Origin of the sequence: Trichococcus sp. ES5, assembly GCF_900067165.1 — a bacterium.
GTDB lineage: Bacteria > Bacillota > Bacilli > Lactobacillales > Aerococcaceae > Trichococcus > Trichococcus flocculiformis.
Window position 1 is genome coordinate 23653 of the sequence record NZ_FJND01000019.1, and the last position, 17087, is coordinate 40739.

The 17087-nt window shown below is 48.9% G+C and carries 20 protein-coding genes and 1 riboswitch; of the genes, 8 read left to right on the top strand and 12 right to left on the bottom strand.

Annotated elements, in window-relative coordinates; all coding sequences use genetic code 11:
* Window positions 1-8: 8 nt before the first annotated feature.
* The 4 genes from galT to TES5_RS12260 form a co-directional block, all read right to left on the bottom strand.
* Window positions 9-1514, bottom strand: a complete 1506-nt coding sequence (gene galT, locus TES5_RS12245) for a UDP-glucose--hexose-1-phosphate uridylyltransferase (RefSeq protein WP_232309383.1) — start codon at window positions 1512-1514, stop codon at window positions 9-11.
* A 12-nt stretch (window positions 1515-1526) separates the two neighbouring features.
* The gene (locus tag TES5_RS12250) at window positions 1527-2690 is read right to left on the bottom strand and encodes a galactokinase (protein ID WP_068562307.1); all 1164 of its coding nucleotides are present in this window, start codon (window positions 2688-2690) and stop codon (window positions 1527-1529) included.
* Between the two features lie 273 nt (window positions 2691-2963).
* A complete protein-coding gene (locus tag TES5_RS12255) occupies window positions 2964-3581 on the bottom strand; it encodes a trimeric intracellular cation channel family protein (RefSeq protein ID WP_068562278.1) in 618 nt (205 codons plus the stop codon).
* A 198-nt stretch (window positions 3582-3779) separates the two neighbouring features.
* On the bottom strand, window positions 3780-4820 hold the full coding sequence (locus tag TES5_RS12260; protein WP_068562279.1) for an NAD(P)-dependent alcohol dehydrogenase: 1041 nt from the start codon (window positions 4818-4820) through the stop codon (window positions 3780-3782).
* Between the two features lie 217 nt (window positions 4821-5037).
* On the opposite strand from TES5_RS12260, the gene TES5_RS12265 reads away from it, so the two are divergent.
* Entirely contained in the window at window positions 5038-5397 is a 360-nt protein-coding gene (locus tag TES5_RS12265; RefSeq protein ID WP_068562280.1) for a hypothetical protein, read from the top strand.
* Window positions 5398-5456: 59 nt separating this feature from the next.
* Here the strand turns inward: TES5_RS12265 and TES5_RS12270 are convergent, their stop codons facing one another.
* Entirely contained in the window at window positions 5457-6389 is a 933-nt protein-coding gene (locus TES5_RS12270) for a DMT family transporter (RefSeq protein WP_068562281.1), read from the bottom strand.
* 196 nt (window positions 6390-6585) lie between these two features.
* Between TES5_RS12270 and TES5_RS12275 the strand changes: the two genes are divergently transcribed.
* Complete coding sequence (locus TES5_RS12275; protein WP_068562282.1) at window positions 6586-7515, top strand: AraC family transcriptional regulator; 930 nt, start codon at window positions 6586-6588, stop codon at window positions 7513-7515.
* Between the two features lie 170 nt (window positions 7516-7685).
* Here the strand turns inward: TES5_RS12275 and TES5_RS12280 are convergent, their stop codons facing one another.
* Complete coding sequence (locus tag TES5_RS12280) at window positions 7686-8048, bottom strand: DUF488 domain-containing protein (RefSeq protein ID WP_232309386.1); 363 nt, start codon at window positions 8046-8048, stop codon at window positions 7686-7688.
* A gap of 26 nt (window positions 8049-8074) precedes the next feature.
* Window positions 8075-8353 carry a hypothetical protein gene (locus TES5_RS12285; RefSeq protein ID WP_068562284.1) on the bottom strand — a complete coding sequence of 93 codons (279 nt, stop codon included), beginning with the start codon at window positions 8351-8353 and terminating at the stop codon, window positions 8075-8077.
* An 80-nt stretch (window positions 8354-8433) separates the two neighbouring features.
* Window positions 8434-8544, bottom strand: a riboswitch (SAM riboswitch).
* 225 nt (window positions 8545-8769) lie between these two features.
* Between TES5_RS12285 and TES5_RS12290 the strand changes: the two genes are divergently transcribed.
* Entirely contained in the window at window positions 8770-9006 is a 237-nt protein-coding gene (locus TES5_RS12290; RefSeq protein ID WP_068562285.1) for a hypothetical protein, read from the top strand.
* 149 nt (window positions 9007-9155) lie between these two features.
* Here TES5_RS12290 and TES5_RS12295 read toward each other — a convergent pair whose 3' ends face one another.
* From TES5_RS12295 to ade, 3 genes are read right to left on the bottom strand one after another with little or no spacing between them, the layout of a single operon-like run.
* Window positions 9156-9788 carry a DUF47 domain-containing protein gene (locus TES5_RS12295; RefSeq protein ID WP_068562286.1) on the bottom strand — a complete coding sequence of 211 codons (633 nt, stop codon included), beginning with the start codon at window positions 9786-9788 and terminating at the stop codon, window positions 9156-9158.
* Between the two features lie 12 nt (window positions 9789-9800).
* On the bottom strand, window positions 9801-10850 hold the full coding sequence (locus TES5_RS12300) for an inorganic phosphate transporter (RefSeq protein WP_068562287.1): 1050 nt from the start codon (window positions 10848-10850) through the stop codon (window positions 9801-9803).
* Window positions 10851-10892: 42 nt separating this feature from the next.
* Complete coding sequence (ade, locus tag TES5_RS12305) at window positions 10893-12734, bottom strand: adenine deaminase (RefSeq protein ID WP_369813497.1); 1842 nt, start codon at window positions 12732-12734, stop codon at window positions 10893-10895.
* Between the two features lie 220 nt (window positions 12735-12954).
* On the opposite strand from ade, the gene TES5_RS12310 reads away from it, so the two are divergent.
* The 5 genes from TES5_RS12310 (at window position 12955) to TES5_RS12330 (ending at window position 16228) form a co-directional block, all read left to right on the top strand.
* Complete coding sequence (locus tag TES5_RS12310) at window positions 12955-13800, top strand: transporter substrate-binding domain-containing protein (protein WP_068562289.1); 846 nt, start codon at window positions 12955-12957, stop codon at window positions 13798-13800.
* A gap of 144 nt (window positions 13801-13944) precedes the next feature.
* The gene (locus TES5_RS12315) at window positions 13945-14613 is read left to right on the top strand and encodes an amino acid ABC transporter permease (protein ID WP_068562290.1); all 669 of its coding nucleotides are present in this window, start codon (window positions 13945-13947) and stop codon (window positions 14611-14613) included.
* A gap of 4 nt (window positions 14614-14617) precedes the next feature.
* Window positions 14618-15355, top strand: a complete 738-nt coding sequence (locus tag TES5_RS12320; protein ID WP_068562291.1) for an amino acid ABC transporter ATP-binding protein — start codon at window positions 14618-14620, stop codon at window positions 15353-15355.
* Window positions 15356-15656: 301 nt separating this feature from the next.
* Complete coding sequence (mazE, locus tag TES5_RS12325; RefSeq protein ID WP_068562292.1) at window positions 15657-15887, top strand: type II toxin-antitoxin system PemI/MazE family antitoxin; 231 nt, start codon at window positions 15657-15659, stop codon at window positions 15885-15887.
* Window positions 15887-16228 (top strand): type II toxin-antitoxin system PemK/MazF family toxin, encoded by a 342-nt coding sequence (locus TES5_RS12330; protein ID WP_068562293.1) that lies wholly within the window; start codon window positions 15887-15889, stop codon window positions 16226-16228. The genes mazE and TES5_RS12330 overlap by 1 nt, the downstream gene beginning before the upstream one ends.
* A gap of 114 nt (window positions 16229-16342) precedes the next feature.
* Here TES5_RS12330 and TES5_RS12335 read toward each other — a convergent pair whose 3' ends face one another.
* Together TES5_RS12335 and TES5_RS12340 are read right to left on the bottom strand one after the other, a co-directional pair.
* Window positions 16343-16657, bottom strand: a complete 315-nt coding sequence (locus tag TES5_RS12335; protein ID WP_068562294.1) for a pyrimidine/purine nucleoside phosphorylase — start codon at window positions 16655-16657, stop codon at window positions 16343-16345.
* Between the two features lie 51 nt (window positions 16658-16708).
* Window positions 16709-17059: a DUF2200 domain-containing protein gene (locus TES5_RS12340; protein WP_068562295.1), complete on the bottom strand. Its 351-nt coding sequence runs from the start codon at window positions 17057-17059 to the stop codon at window positions 16709-16711.
* Window positions 17060-17087 lie beyond the last annotated feature (28 nt).

The window sequence follows — 17087 nt, forward strand, 5'->3', positions numbered from 1 at the left end:
TTCAAAAATCAACGCAACTGTTCGACGAAACGGCCAAACGCTTGCTGGCCTTCGGGGGTACGTTTGAACACACCGGCATCCTCCAGCACCCGCAAAAAGGCTTCGCTTACCGCATCCTGCACCACTTCTGCCGCATCGTCACCGGTCCTCGCCTTTTTGTCCACCAAGCCTGCAACCCACTCCTGATGGTAAGCAGCGATTTCTGCTGTTTCTCCATTGAGATACTTTTCGATTTCGCTCAATTCATCCTTCAAGCGCGGCGGCAAAATCGCCAGCCCCATCACTTCGATCAGGCCGATATTCTCTTTCTTGATGTTCTGCACGTCCGGATGCGGATGGAAAATACCGTCCGGGAACTCCGGCGAAGTCCGGTTGTTGCGCAGCACCAGATCCAGTTCGAACAAGCCGTCCTTCATGCGCGCGATCGGCGTGATCGTGTTGTGCGGAATGCCCTCGGTGACATGCAGGATGCCGGCCGCTTCATCCGAATAGCCCCGCCATGCATCCAGAATAAAGGATGCCGCCTCCGCCAATTCATGCACGTCCTTACCGGCAAGCCGGATGACGGACATCGGCCATTTGACGATGCCAGCCTGAACCGAAGCGAATCGATCCATTTCAAATGGCTGTTCAACCGGCGCTTCCGCCATCGCGAAGGTGTGCCGTCCGCCCTGATAATGATCGTGCGATAGAATCGATCCACCGACGATCGGCAGGTCCGCATTCGATCCGACGAAGTAGTGTGGGAATTGCTTGATAATCCCGAGTAGCTTCTCGAAAGTATGCTTATCCAATTTCATCGGCTTGTGCTCCTCGGCCAAAAAGATGCAGTGCTCCTCGTAATACGCATATGGCGAATACTGCAGCCCCCACTTTTCATCGTTCAACGGCATGCGGACAATGCGGTGGTTGGCGCGGGCCGGATGGTCGATGCGCCCGGCGTAGCCTTCATTTTCCATGCAGAGTTGGCAAGCTGGATAAGCTGATGCGGGTACGTTTTTCGCCAACGCGATCTGCTTGGGATCCTTCTCCGGTTTGGACAAGTTTATCGTAATCTCCAGCTCCCCGTAATCAGTACGGTGCTGAAACGCGATATTTTTGGCGATGCTGCGGGTTTTGATGTAATCATTGTTTTGGCTGAGCTCGTAAAAATAGTCAGTTGCCGCTTCCGGATTTTCTGCATAGACTGCCCAGAAATGCTTATTGATGACGGAAGGCATCGGCGTGATCAAAGACATGATCTGCGCCTCCAGCGTCTCCCTCGCGTATTGGTAGTCCGCGATTTTACCGTTTGCGACCGCCCAATCCACCAAGCGATCCAGCAGATCCAAGCGCTCCGGCAAAATTTGCGATGGCTCCAATTTTGTGTCCAAATCTTCCTTGCCGATCATGGCCAACAGCAGATTGCGCTGCGCAATCCTGTCCATCGCTTCCGTTTCGCCGTTTGCGATGCCCGTTTCCACGAAATCGACAACAGCTTGATCGATCATGTACGCTGTCTCATTTATCGTCATACCAACCGCTCCTTATAACCGTTTTGCGCCGTCGCTGATTTCGGCGATGTAGAATTCTGCCGGATAACCGATCGCTGCTTCATAGGTTTTACCGACATTTTCGATAAAGGCTGGAATCGCATCTTTTTCGACGATGGCGATCGCGCAGCCACCGAATCCAGCTCCGGTCATGCGCGCTCCCAGCACACCCGGTTGATCCCAAGCGGCTTGAACCAATGTGTCCAATTCGATGCCGGTCACTTCATAGTCGTCCCGCAAAGAAATATGCGACTGGTTCATCAACTGGCCGAATGCCTCCAATTCGCCCGCCTGCAAAGCCGCTTTGGCTTTCAAGGTGCGTTGGTTCTCGGTTACGGCATGGCGCGCACGGCGGTACAAGACATCGCTCTCCAGAACTGCTTTCGCATTTTCGAACGTTTCTTCATCGAGTTCGCCTAGGCTGCCTACCGATACGACCTTCTGCAATTTCGCCAAGGCTTCTTCGCATTCGCTGCGGCGTTCGTTGTACTTGGAGTCGACCAATTCGCGACGTTTTTTCGTGTTCATGATGACGATTGCGTGATTGCCCAATTCTACAGGAACCATTTCATATTCAAGCGTATTGCAGTCCAGCAAAATTGCTTTGTTTTCCTCGCCCATGCCGACAGCGAACTGATCCATGATGCCGCTGTTCACGCCGATGAACTCGTTCTCCACGCGTTTGCCGGTTTTGATGAGGTCCAAACGATCCACGTTCAAATCGAACAGGTTATCCAGAACGACACCCATCAATAGCTCGAGGGATGCAGATGAAGACAGACCCGAGCCGTTCGGGATATTTCCGAAGATGACCATATCCATGCCTTCCGGGATGGCATGACCGGCTTCCTTCAGATAGCGGAGCATGCCTTTCGGGTAGTTCGCCCAGCTGTCGGCTTTTTTATGATCAAGATCGGCCAAATCGAAGCTGATGACGCCGGCTTCCGGGAAGTTTTCCGAGTAGAGACGGACTTGCTTGAGATCATTTTTTGCCGCGATAGCGTATGTCCCCAATGTGATGGCGCAAGGAAAGACATTCCCGCCGTTGTAATCCGTGTGCTCGCCGATCAGATTGATCCGTCCCGGTGCGAAAAATGCTGTGTAATCCTTTTTGTCGAATAATTCCTCAAATTTTTGCTTCAACCCTGTCAATTCCATCTTCATCCGCTCCTTCTTGTTTTTGATAAATTTTTACTTGTTATTTTTACTAAATATTAACTAAATGAATTATAACCCCACAACAAAGAAGTGTCAAGCGTTTTTGGAGCGCTTTCACCCCGCGCGGAATTTGATTCATTTAACACAAAAAACCGCAATGTTAGGCATTGTCAAGCCCTTCATTGCGGTTTAACATTCAATTAGCTTATTTCCAGGTAAAAAAAATATTTGGGTAATTGTATCGAATAATGCACGCAGCTTTGGAACGGATGACTATTCAAGTGTGACCTTCCCGACTTTCAGCAAGTGCACCTCATTCTCCATACAGTAGAGCCTGATCAAAGTGGTTGCCAAAAAACAGCTGTATAACGCCATTTGACTTCCGGCTAAGCGAAACACGATAATGTACAGGATGGCCCCAAGGATGGACGCCATCGCATACACCTCTTTGCGGAATATATAAGGAATCTCCCGAGCGAACACATCCCTGATAAGTCCGCCACCGGTTCCGGTCAATACCGCCAACGTCACCACCACGTACCACTGTTGAAAGCCCAGCCGCACAGCTACCTCCGCTCCGATAGCAGTAAATGCCCCAAGACCGATCGCATCAAAAAATTGCAGTTTCTTCGCCAATTTGTTGATGTCCGTATAGAAAAGAATGACAAAGCCGGCGGAAAGCAAGCTGATGAGTGCATAGAGCGGGTTTTCCAATGATGCCGGCAAAGGGCGATCAATCAGCAGATCCCTGACGATCCCGCCGCCTACCGAAGTCGTGATCGCAAATATCCCGATCCCGTAATAATCAAGATCCTTCTCGATCGCGGTCAATGCCCCTGACATCGCAAAGGCGATCGTTCCGATTATTTCAACTATAGAAATGAATTCCATTCAATGTGTCCCCCCTGATGATAGTTCTCTGAAAATATTAGGTTTTGCAAAAAGTATAACGCAAAAGAATGCAAAGTCGCCATAAACTTTGCATTCTTTTTCATTCTTTTTTAGCCTGTTTGCACAACCCTATTTATTCTGTAGCTTCCATATACCCTTGCGCCCAAAAACATTGAACATCAGAGAACTAATTTTTCATCAGATTGTGCTGGTGTCGATCACGAAACGGTATCTGACGTCGGAAGCCAGTACGCGTTCATAGGCCTCGTCGATCTGGTCGGCTGAAATGACTTCGATGTTCGGAACGATGCCGTGTTCGGCGCAGAAGTCCAGCATTTCCTGGGTTTCGCGGATGCCGCCGATCATGGAACCTGCAAAGGAACGGCGATGCCCGATCAAGGACATCACATTCACTGACAGCGGTTCTCCTGGAGCCCCGACGTTCACCAGCGTGCCGTCGAGTTTCAACAAGCCCAGGTAAGCGTCCAGATTGATCACGGCACTCACCGTATTGATGATCAAATCAAAGCTGCCGGCCAATTCCTTGAATGTTTCCGGATCCTTGGTGGCGTAATAATGCTGCGCCCCGAACTTCAGTCCGTCTTCTTTTTTGCTCAACGTTTGCGAAAGGACGGTGACTTCAGCCCCCATCGCATGCGCGATTTTGACGCCCATGTGCCCCAATCCGCCCAGTCCGATCACGGCGACTTTCTTGCCGGGGCCGGCCTGCCAACGGTTCAATGGTGAGTAGGTTGTGATGCCGGCGCACAACAGCGGCGCTGCGGCGTCCAGACCGATGTTGTCCGGAATGCGCACAACAAAATCTTCGGTCACGACGATATGCGTCGAGTAGCCGCCCTGTGTCGGTTCACCGTATTTATCGACTCCGGCATAGGTCGGGACATTGCCTTTCAGGCAGTATTGCTCTTCGCCACGCAAACAATTTTCGCATTCTCCGCAGGAATCAACCATGCAGCCGACGCCGACGCGATCCCCGATTTGATACTTCGTCACACCGGGTCCGACCGCTGTGACCAATCCCGCGATTTCATGCCCAGGCACGAGCGGATAGTGCACATGTCCCCATTCACCATGGGCTGTATGGATATCCGAATGACAAATACCCGCAAACTTGATTTCGATCAGAACGTCCTGTTCATCCAATTCCCGTCTCTTGATTTCAGCAAATCGGAACGGTTTGTCCGGACCGTCGACTGCTCTTGCTCTCGCTAGTACCATCTATTTTTCCTCCATTATGCTTTTAATTCAAAAGCAGCATTCTCGCTCTTGTAGAAAGAGCATACTCCTTAAAGTTAAGGTTAAGTCAAGCGATAACCGCTAGGGAGTATTCATTTATCCCAAATCTTTTTGTTCCTTATTATTAACATTATTTCAACATTAAGCATAACTGGTTTATACTTAATATTGAAATAATTAAAAAATGGGAGGAATCAACTTGCAAATGAAAGCCTATTTAGCTCTTCCGCTTGTATTGTTGCTTATGGCCTGTTCGAATGGCGCAGAAGAAACGCCTGAAACCGAAGTCACGCAATCATCAGTCAGCGAAAGTTCAGAAGTCATCAGCACGGAAGTGATCGACAACGAAACGGCCTTTTTGGAACAACTTGCGGATTTTGATGCGGAGCATGAGCCATTTATTGTAGCCTATTACGATTCCCTCGACGACATTAAAGAAAAAGTATCCGACGAAACGAATACTTTTGTCGACCCGAAACTTTCCGAAAGGGAACTACAAATCAAATTGGTTTTCAAAGGCGATGATGATTATTACCGCGTGGTATTGGAACAAAAATAGCCAAAGTAATTTAAAGCAAGCAGCCGGCGCTAAGGAGTCGCCTGCTGCTTGCTTTGTTTTTACAAGATTCCTTTTCCGAATTCCCGGGAAGGGCTTTTTTCTTTGAACCGGCTGAAATTCGACAGCAGCAGTACAGATCCCAAAACAATCGCAATGCCCAACCATTCAAAAAGCCCGAATGAGGTGCCGAAAACCAGCACCGAAAGTACCGCCGCCAGCAACGGCTCCAATGCGGTCATGACGCTCGCCAAGGAGGCTTCGATGTATTTCACGCTTTCCAGATAAGCCAGGAAGGCGACAGCCGTGCCGAAGAGGATGATCGCACCGGTCAGCAGCATGCTTTGCGCTGTCACCGCGAATCCGGGGGCCCAAAAAGGGTGGATGAACTGGAACAGCACGCCACCGATGAACATACCCCAACCAACGACCACGGGGGATCCGTATTTTTTCAGAATCAGGCGCGGTTGCAGGGTGTAAAAGGCCACTCCGATAGCAGACCCGATGCCGAGTGCCAGGCCAAGCGGCGAAACCGCGATTTGGCTGAAATCCCCTTTGGTCACGATCAGCAGCACGCCTGCAAAAGTCGCCAGAACCAATCCGCCTTCAGCCGGATTGAAGCGCTTCTCTTTTTTTATCAACATATATAGATAGACAAAAATCGGCGCTGTGAATTGAAGGATGGCCGCCAAGGACGCGCTGCTCACTTCGATTGCCTTGAAAAACAAATACTGGCAGGAGACCATGCCGAACACCGCGAACAACAGCAGGCGGATGACATCCCCGCTTTCACGAAAAATCCCGAAAATATCCTCCCGCTTTACGGCACGGCTGTAGAAAAGGATCAAGATTCCTGCCATCAAAAGGCGCGTGCTCACCAGCCATTCTGAAGAGACCGTATAAACAGCGAAAAGCAGTTGCGCCAAAATCCCTGAAATCCCCCACAAGCTGCCTCCACCCGCCGCCAATAAAATTCCTTTTAATTTGTTGCTCATATTGCCCGCTCCCATTTCTGTGATTATCTTTTGTATGGATTCATTATAGTCGGCTGATCTGACTGGTTCTATCAATTGCCTATTTATTTTTATCAGATTCGTGTAAATTCTATTGCCGGATTTGCTAGAGGAAGATCGAAATTGTTATGATAATATCAGAAAAGCTGCAGAACCGAACGAAGAAGGAGCGATCCAGATGAACGATTTTACTGATCCCATTACAGACAACAACCGCATCGTTGCAAGCAAAGTCGATGGCAAAACGATGCCGATCCATTTCAGGAATCACTTGGAAGAGGACGTCCTTTTCCCTTCCAACGACTTCAATCTGACACTGCTTCGCCAGCATTTTCAGCATCTGCGCCACGATACGATTCCGCTGCATTGGCACAAGGAACTGCAGGCTGTCTGGGTCCATGAAGGCACGTTGGCATTCACGGTGAACGAGGAGACGTTTCCGTTATCGGACGATACGCTCCTGCTCATCAACCGCGGGCAACTGCACCGATCCCGGACAATCGCAGGCGATGCAGCCGCCATCTGCATCAATTTCGAGCCGGATTTTTTCCATCCAAAAGTGCTTCAGGACTACATTCTGCCGCTGTTGGAAAAAGAGGCCTTCAGCTATCGGCTGCTGGCTTTGTCTCCGGAAATGACGGCCCGGCTGCACCGGATCCTGGCGGCAAGCGACCGATCCATCCCCTACTTTTCCGTCATCAACCTGCTTTCGGACTGCCTGGAGGAAATCATGCAGTCGTCCAGTGGGTCCGGCAAAACGGCCGATTTTGAGGATCGAAATTTATTCCACAGACTGCTAGCATATGTAGAAGCACATTATCAAAGTCCGATCACCGTTGCTGATCTGGCCAACCATGCCTTAATCAACAAAAACCGCTGCACGGCACTGTTCCAGAAGTACACTCAGACATCCCCGATGAAATACGTCGCCAAGCATCGGCTCTTTCTGGCCAAAAACCTGATCATCGGCACCGACCTCTCGATCAGTGAAATCAGCGAAGCGGTCGGCTACAACCAGACCAGCTACTTCGTGGAGCAATTCCGGCGCAGCTACGGGCTGCCGCCTTTGAAATACCGGAAGCAGTTCGGGGACAGGAACGAGACCTGATGGGGGTGCGTCGACTATTCCACACGACCATTGCTACTGAAGCTCAAGACAACTCACTTTTGTCGACTGAACAGACACTGACGCTTCTCCGAAAGCCAACTGAGGCAGCACCCCCAACCGAAAGAAGACGCCCTTGGCCAAGCGCGTCTTCTCTCGCATTCTATGATCGCTTATTTCCACTGGCTCTCCACAAAATCCCATAACACGACGACATGATTGATTTCCGGATCCCGCGCGGCATAGACCAATGTGACATCGGTCGCTTCCAACTGTTTCAGGATCTCCGCTACAGCAGCAGCTGTCGGCGGGTTCGTCAACATTTCCTCTTCATAGCGTTCTTTGAAGGCGGTGAATTTTTCGGGATCGTGGTCGAACCATTTGCGCAAATCCGGCGAAGGCGCGCTGTCTTTCAGCCATGCATCCAGTTGCGCGGCTTCCTTTTTCACACCCCGCGGCCACAGCCGATCAACCAGGATCCGGAAGCCATCAGCTTCCGCGGGGGCTTCGTAGATGCGTTTCATCTTCAGTTCCAAATCCATTCCTCCTCCCAATTGCTTCGTTAAAACTGGTCCATCAGTTCCATCATCTTATCCACTTGTACCCGCTCCAGGTAAAGGTGCTGCTGCAACTTGGCGATTTCTTCCTCAAGCCGATGTACTTCCACTACTTTGGCCAGCAGTTCCGTTTGATAGTTCTCCTTACCCATCTTAAGCGCTTCTGCAATGGCAGCCTTTTGCTGTTTGTACTGATGATAGAGCATAGCCTCGGCTTGGCTTTTTGGGCCGCCTGCAGCTTCCATTCTTTCGCAATGTTCGAATTGTTCTTTTGTCATTGTCATCGTCTTTCCCTCCAGATTGTTTTTTTTGAAAACAAAAAACCCTTCTTTAAACAAGAAGAGTCGGGAATGTCGCTTTGCTCTTCTTATCTCTCAGATTGCTCTGCAGGATTTAGCACCGTGCCGCCGCGTTCATGCGATGGTCGGTTGCTGAGATTTCATCGGGCCAGTCCCTCAATCTCTCTTGATAAAGAAGTTATTTAGTTTTCGAACATATTATGTCATAACTTTGCGCAAAATTCAACTAATTGTCCATTCATTTATTTTCTTCATCTACATCTGTTCTACATACTTCCTTAGTATACTCAAGAAGGATCAAGCGATCCCGCGTTGTTGATCATTCCTTTTGTTCGATCAACAACACGGAAACAGTCTCATAAACTTTAGCCAGTTTAAAAATAGGAAGGAAGAACTTACCCATGAAGAAAAAATATTTGATGATTGGCCTGATTTCTTTTACTGCCTTGACCACTTTTGCTGTTGCATCTCCCGTAGAAGCAGCGATGATGGATACTGTGACATATGAAAATCACGGTCAGTATGTTCGTAGCCACGCCACTCATCTCCGTCATCACGCGCAAGACGACCGTCAGATGAACGGCGTAAGCATGCATGCCAGAGACAAGGGTGAAACGCTTAGTTGTCTCGCTGAATAAATGACTCCATGCTATTCTAAATGATTTCGTTCATCAGGCAACGAATCATGATTGATGAACATTTTTGGATGATGTATTGTTGCGAAGAATCCCCACAAGTCAGAAATTTTCTGCCTTGCAGGGATTTTTTTTATTTTACATCTACCGGGCTATGAGTATTTCAAAGCAATCTCCTCGACAAACTTGGTCACGTCCTTGAACGCATCACAGCAATCTTCCAGCGACTGATAGATTTTGCTCAGGATGACGATGCTGACCGCATCCACATCGCTTTGATATAGTTCGCGCATCGATTGTATGTAGAGCAGATCGCCTTCCTTCTCACAGGCATTGATCCGGTCGATGACTTCATGAATCTCTTTTCGCGATTTCTTGTAGATTTTCATTAGCTGCACAGCCGTAAGCAATTCCACTGCTGATTTTTCGATCAGATCCAAAAACTGGTTGATTTCCGGGGTGATGTTCTGCGGTTGATAGATCTCAATATGGATCATAACATCCTCGATCATGTCGATGGCATGGTCCAGACTGGTGACCAGCGCGATCACATCGGGCCTGTCGAAAGGCGGCAACAAGTCGTTGTACATATAGAGCATCAGCCTGTATTTCGCGAGATCGGCATTGTGTTCGATTTCATGCATCTCATCCAGCTTTTGGCTGAGGCCAACGACCGGATACTCCACTAAAACTTGCTTCAGGTATTCCGCCGATTGGACGCCCCATTCGGCAAGATTGATGAATTCATCGAAATAATCCAACTTTTCCATCTTCTTTTTGAACATAATCGGCTCCCCCTAGAATATCTGAATGAACAGCTTTGCCATCAGATAACCGACAAGGCCGCAGCCTGGAAAGGTCAACACCCACGTATAAACCATTTCCTTGACCGTCAACCAGTTTACGCTCGACAGATGCCTGCCTGCGCCCACTCCCATGATGGCCGTCGTCTTCGTGTGGGTCGTGCTCACCGGCAGCCCAAACAGGGAAGCCGTCAAGAGGCTCAAGGCCCCGGCAAAATCAGCGCTGAATCCTTGATAGGTCTCCAGCTTCACCATATTGACTCCTACCGTCTTGATGATTTTCCCGCCACCAATTGCCGTTCCCAAGGCCATGACGGTGGAACACAACAGCATCAGCCAGACAGGAATCATGAAATCAGTCGCGGCATTCCCTTGCGACAAAGCGATGCCCAACAGGAAAATCCCGATGAACTTCTGGCCGTCCTGGGCCCCATGCATGAAGGCCATCGCCGCCGCACCGGCGATCTGGCTGTTGCGGAAGAATATGGTCGTGCTTTGCCGCTCGATGTCTTTGAACAGCGCGCCGACAAGCTTCACGACCAGAAAGCCCAGAGACAACCCAAGAACGGTGGAAAGCAGCAATCCATACAGAACCTTAATCCATTCCGCACCATTGATTCCATCGATACCGCCTTGCAACGCAATCGCAGCCCCAGACACCCCAGCAATCAAGGCATGGCTTTCACTTGTCGGAATGCCAAAATACCAAGCGGCAGTGGCCCATACCACAATCGCAAAGAGCGCCGCACACAGCGCCACGACCGCATCTTCCGTATTTCCGCCAAAATCAACCATCTTTGCCATCGTCTGGGCAACTTTCGCATTGACTGCGGTCATCGCAAAGACACCAAAAAAATTGAACACTGCCGCCATCAAGATGGCATTGCGCGGGGTCATACTTCGTGTCGAAACGCAGGTGGCGATGGCGTTCGGCGCATCCGTCCACCCGTTCACCAAAACCACGCCCAACGTCAAGATCACCGTCACCGCAATAGCCGGGCTCGTCAGCAGCAACTGAATGAATGCACCAAATGAAATCGCCATAAAGGACCACCGCCTTTCCGGACCGCACTGAAGTAAGTGACCTTACATCGGAATCCCCACTTCGATATGCTGGAAGGAATCCACATCAAACAATCCTTTATCCGTCAATTTCAGCCGCGGAATGACCGGGAGACACAGAAACGAAAGAATCATGAAAATGTTCTGTCCTTCCTCCGCCAGCGTAGCCAACTGCCCGTGCAACTGATGCAATTCCTTGATCACTTCTTCATACGGTTTTTCCGACATAATACCTCCGACCCGCAGCGGGACTGAAGCCAATACTTTGCCGCCATCCACGATGACGAGTCCGCCTTGCATCCGTTCCGCTTCCTCGATCGCCAGCAGCATGTCTTCATCGTTGGTTCCGGCCACGACCAGATTATGCGAATCATGGGCCACTGTCGAAGCGATTGCGCCCCGTTTCATACCTAGACCACTGACGATGCCAGCACCGATGCTGCCGGTTTGGTGATGACGCTCGCACACAACCATCTTCAGTTGATCATTTTGCGGATCCGCAACAAAAAATCCGTCTTCCGTCTGCACATCCCTTGCGTTTTTCTGTGTAATGATGCTTCCCGGCACAATGCCGATAACCCAAGCTTTTTGGCCTTCCAAGAGTGGAATCTGCAAGTCGACTTTTGTTACTTTCTTTAAATGAAGCGATGATCGTACAGCTTGCGGGACAACAGCATGGACATTTCTCAGCTCATCCAAATTCAGCACGCGCCCGTCTTTGATGATCGTTTCCGGGCTCAGCCTCTCTAAACTGTCCGTAATCAAGATGTCCGCAACATAACCTGGTGCGATGGCGCCTTTGTCCTGGATACCGTGACACACCGCATTGTTGAGCGTAGCCATCTGGATCGCGATCAGCGGATCTAAGCCTTGTTGGATCGCAAGCTGAGCGGCATAATTGATGGTTCCCTCTTCGGCTAACTCGTCAAGATGCTTATCATCCGTACAGAATGAAAAACGACGGCTGTTCTTTTCGTTGATGGCCGGCAACAACGCCAGCAAATCTTTCGCGGCTGAACCTTCGCGCACCAATACGTGTATGCCACGGCGTACGCGTGCCATTGCTTCTTCCGCCGTCACCGCCTCGTGGTCATTGCGGATTCCGGCTGTGCTGTACACATTCAGCGCAGTATCAGTCAAACCGGCCGCATGTCCATCGACCATCATCCCAGCTTCTGTCGTCATGCGGATTTTTTCCAGCATGTCCGGGTCTGCATCCAAGACAGCTGGATAATCCATCACTTCCGCCAGGCCAATGACGGTCGGATGGGTCAAATAAGGGCGGAGATCATCCGCAGTCAGCGTCGCGCCGTTCTGCTCGAAGGGCGTTGCCGGCACACACGAAGGCAGCTTCATCAGAATATCCATGTCGGCATTGGCGGCGTCCTCGAGCATAAAGTCGATTCCGATTGTCCCTGCGACGTTCGCAATTTCATGAGGATCGGTCACAACGGTCGTAATACCGTGTTTGATGAGCGCCCGTGAAAATTGCGACGGTGTCACCATCGTCGATTCAATATGAATATGCCCATCGATAAAACCCGGCAGAATGAACTTGCCTGTAGCATCCACCACTTGCTTTCCGTTCGGGTAGGTACCGATGCCGACGATACGACCATCCCGGATCGCGACGTCAGCCTCAAAGGTCTCAAGCGAAAACACATCCACTACGGTTCCATTTTGAATGATAAGATCCACTTCCTCCAGTTGTTGCGCCGCTTGGATCAACCTTTTCAATCCATCTCCCATACAAATTCCCCCTGGTTCCATTTCGCTCTCTTGATCAGCGAATCTCTTGTTTTTTCTTATATTATACACGATTCTCGTGGGGGCCGATAAGCATCTTAATCGCGGCATGATTTTCATGATGCATAATACTTAGGTGATCGGTTTTACCTATCAATACTGTTCGTTTTTAACTATTTGCTTCTTACATACGCTGGTGATAAGATTTCCTCATGCCTTCGAGCGATAAAAAGTAAGGAATGTCGGTTTACGGTCCACCATCACCAGCAATAACCATGTGGGGCGTTTTTTCGGTCGAATGACCGGCAACTATTCAAAAAAAACAACAGGAGTGAATATAATGAAGAAACTATTATCAAAAATCTTATTCGTGGGTACAGCCGGCTTGGCATTGGCGGCTTGCGGCGCAACAACAACTGACTCGAGTTCGGACAGTGCCTCTACAGCAACAAGCACCGTTGCAGCAGGAAACGTCTTAAAGACGATCGAAGAAAACAAACAATTGCGCATCGGTGTGGAAGGCACTTACCCTCCGTTCAGCTATCATGATACAGAAACCGGAGACTTAGTCGGTTTCGAAGTGGAAATCGCAGAAGTCATTGCGGAAGATTTGGGCGTGGAAGCTGTCTTCGTCGAAACGAAATGGGATTCCCTGATTGCCGGATTGGACGTCAATAAATACGACATCGTCATCAACAACGTCGGCGTGACCGAAGAACGACAAGCGGTTTATGATTTCACCGATGCTTATTTCGAGTCCTATGGCCAATTGGCGGTCAGTGCAGACTCCGATATCCAAACTTTGGCAGACTACAGCGGCAAAAAATCTGCCCAATCCACCACAAGCAATTACGCAAAGAACGCTACTGACCTAGGCGCTGAAATCGTCCCTGTCGATGGCTTCAACCAAGCAGTCGAATTGATCACTTCCGGTCGCGCGGACGGTACGATCAACGATTACATCACGTTCTTGACTTATTTTGAGGAACATCCGGAATCCACTTTGCGCCTGATCGACGAAAAATTGCCAACCAACGATAAGGTCGGCATCATCTTGCAAAAGGAAAACGCAGATTTCCAGGCTAAACTGAACGAAATCATTGCAGCACGCACAGAAGACGGCACATTCAAAGCCATCTTCGAAAAATACCTGGGTGAAGACATCAGTGTCGGCGCCAACGAATAAGAAAAGTTGGGCGGATTCGTTCAGCACCACATTCAGAAAATCGTACCGATTGCGTTCTAAGATGCGCAATCGGTACGATTTATCTGATTTTTTAATGATTAACATTCACAATTTTTAAATACATAAAGGAACGGTGAGTAAATTTTGCAGCATACATTATCCATAATCGAAAACGCCCTATGGCCAATTCTGGAAGCAGGATTTACCGTCACCATCCCCTTGGCGCTGATTTCCTTTGCCTTGTCCCTTGTACTGGCGGTCCTTACTGCAGTCATGCGGATTTCGAAAAGCAAGATATTAAAGGCGCTGGCTTGGTTCTACGTTTGGGTATTCCGCGGCACCCCGCTTTTGATCCAGTTGTTCATCGTCTTCTTCGGTTTGCCGAAGCTGAACATCACCTTGGATGCGTGGACGGCTGCCATCCTGACTTTTGCCTTAAACAGCGGCGCCTATTCGGCCGAATCCATCCGCGGCGCGATCCTGTCCATCCCGAGAGGGCAATGGGAAGCGGCCGACTCCTTGGGCATGACGCACGGACAGGTCCTGAAAAGGATCATCTTCCCGCAGACCATCCGGATTGCCTTGCCGGCTGTCATGAATGACTTCATCTCTTTGGTGAAATCGACCTCGCTCGCATCCAGCATCACGATCATCGAAATGACGATGGTCGGGCAGCAGTTCGCTTCCGTTACCTATGAACCGCTGATTCTGTATATGGAAGTGGCTGTGATCTATCTACTTATCAGTACCGTGTTGACCTGGATCCAAGGCAAATTGGAAATCAGAACTTCCAAATATCTGAAAAAGGCGTGACGACATGATCGAAATCAAAAATATCCAAAAATCCTACGGTGACTTCCATGCCCTCAAGGACATCTCGTTGACGTTCAAAACTGGTGAAACGACCGTCATCGTCGGTCCATCCGGTTCGGGCAAGTCCACCTTGCTCCGCACCTTGAACCTGTTGGAAGTGCCAGAAAGCGGCATCCTGAAGAACGGCACTCTCGAGGTCGATTTCAGCTCCAAAATTTCGAAAGAAACAATGATGGCAATCCGCAAAGAAACGGCGATGGTGTTCCAGAGCTTCAACCTCTTCCCGCATCTGTCGGTATTGGAAAATGTCATCGAAGGCCCGATCACGGTTCTGAAACTTTCGAAAACGGAAGCGACGGCCAGAGCCAAAAACCTGCTGGACAAAGTGGGATTGGCCGACAAACTGGATCATTACCCGGACCAATTGTCGGGCGGTCAACAGCAACGCGTTGCCATCGCGCGCGCATTGGCAATGGAACCGGATTTCGTCCTGTTCGATGAACCCACATCCGCCCTTGATCCCGAGTTGGAGGCAGAAGTGCTGCGTGTTTTGAAGGAACTCGCCTCCGAGAAGCTGTCCATGATCATCGTGACGCACAACCTTGACTTCGCCCGGGAAGCAGCGGACCGCATGCTCTTCCTGGAAGACGGCAAAGTCGGCTTCGACGGCCCGACCAAGGACTTCTTCGCAAGCACAACCGACCCAAGGATTGCACGTTTCATCAACAGCATCACGATTTAAAAAGATAGACGATACCAGAGCTTGGATGCTCTGGTATCGTCTATCTTTTTTGAGGCACTGGATACTATTGTACGCAACATTATGTTTTATTCTCGAGTTCGATGATGGTCATGATGGCATAATTCGTCATATCCATCACCGTATCCCTCCTGAATTCCATTGTTCTGTCGGCTGACTTCCCTAGGGTCATCGACTCCATAAATCGATTATATTCCTAAATTTACTTTTTTAGCATGTGCCGATAGTGCACTTTGCGTGACTGAGTGTTGTCGAGTATAATTATTCATAAGAGGTGAGAAACATGCTAATTACAAAGTCCAGACTGCAAGGAAGTTCCGTAGTTGTCACCCTGCCGCTTCACAATGGCGAAAAATTAGAACCCAATAAAGAATATGTCGTAATCTATTCACCAGATGGGACAATCACATTGGTTCCAAAAATTGATGATCCCTTTGTTTTGTCCGAAGCTGGAGCTTTTTACGAAAAAGATGAGTGGAATAATTTATCTCCTGAAGGGAGAGAACTATTCTGATGAACGCTTCCGATAGGTACATCCCCAAGAAAGGCGATATCGTCTGGGTAAATTTTGACCCATCTTCAGGAAATGAAATCAAGAAACGTCGGCCGGGACTGGTTGTCTCAAGATACGAATTTAATCGTTCCACCTTGTTTGCGGTTATTTGCCCCATCACTTCGACAATAAAAAACATTCCTACTCGATATACGTTGCCGAAAGAAATGGTTGTCACAGGTCAAATCGTCATTTCCCAACTCAAATCTTTGGATTTTCACGCCAGAAAAATAGAATTTGCTGATAGATTGCCTGTTCAGGATATCGCTAAAGTCGATCAGATAATCGAGTATATATTTTAAAATCCGCAATCAAACAAATGATTGCGGATTTTCATCATATATTCTTTTATTTTTTTAAAATCAGTTGGTTTGGCTGTATTGCCAGACGGTTACTGTATACGTGGTGTTTCAGATTTAGTCATTTTTGTATGAACAGCAATAGTCCACATATTTCTCGACAATCATCTTGAAGGATGAGTTTGCCGGAACAACATAGCTTTGGCCTTTGCTGTAAAGCGTGTATTCCGCTTCACCCGGCAACATAACCGACATATCGCCACCCAGGACTTCCATGATTTCCTCTGCATCAGTGTTGAATTCGTACTCGCCTGCCAACATGAATCCAAGTGTCTTTTTCTCTCCGCTTTCGAACAGAACCGTTCTGCTGGTCACTTTCCCATCAAAATACACATTCGCTTCCTTGATCACTGTAACATTTTTGAATTCCATCCTGTTTCCTCCATTAGCCTGTTTATTTTATGGTTTGCTTGCACGTATAGCCTATTTTCTTAGTATTTTCTCCATGGCCTTGCCTTTTGCCAATTCGTCGATCAACTTATCCAGATAACGGATCTTTTGCATAAGTTTGTCTTCGATCTCTTCAACGCGGTAACCGCAGATGACTCCTGTGATAAGCGAAACGTTGGGATTCAGCTGCGGCGCCTGTGCAAAAAATGTCTCGAAATCAACTTTATTATCCAGTTGTTGCTGCAGCGCTGCCTCATCATATCCGGTCAGCCAGAAAATGATTTCATCGACTTCTTCTTTCGTGCGGCCCTTTTTCTCGGCTTTCTTGATATACAACGGATAAACGCTGGCAAACGACATTCCAAATATTTTCGTATTTTTCATACTGACCCCTTTCTGAAACTTCCTGAAT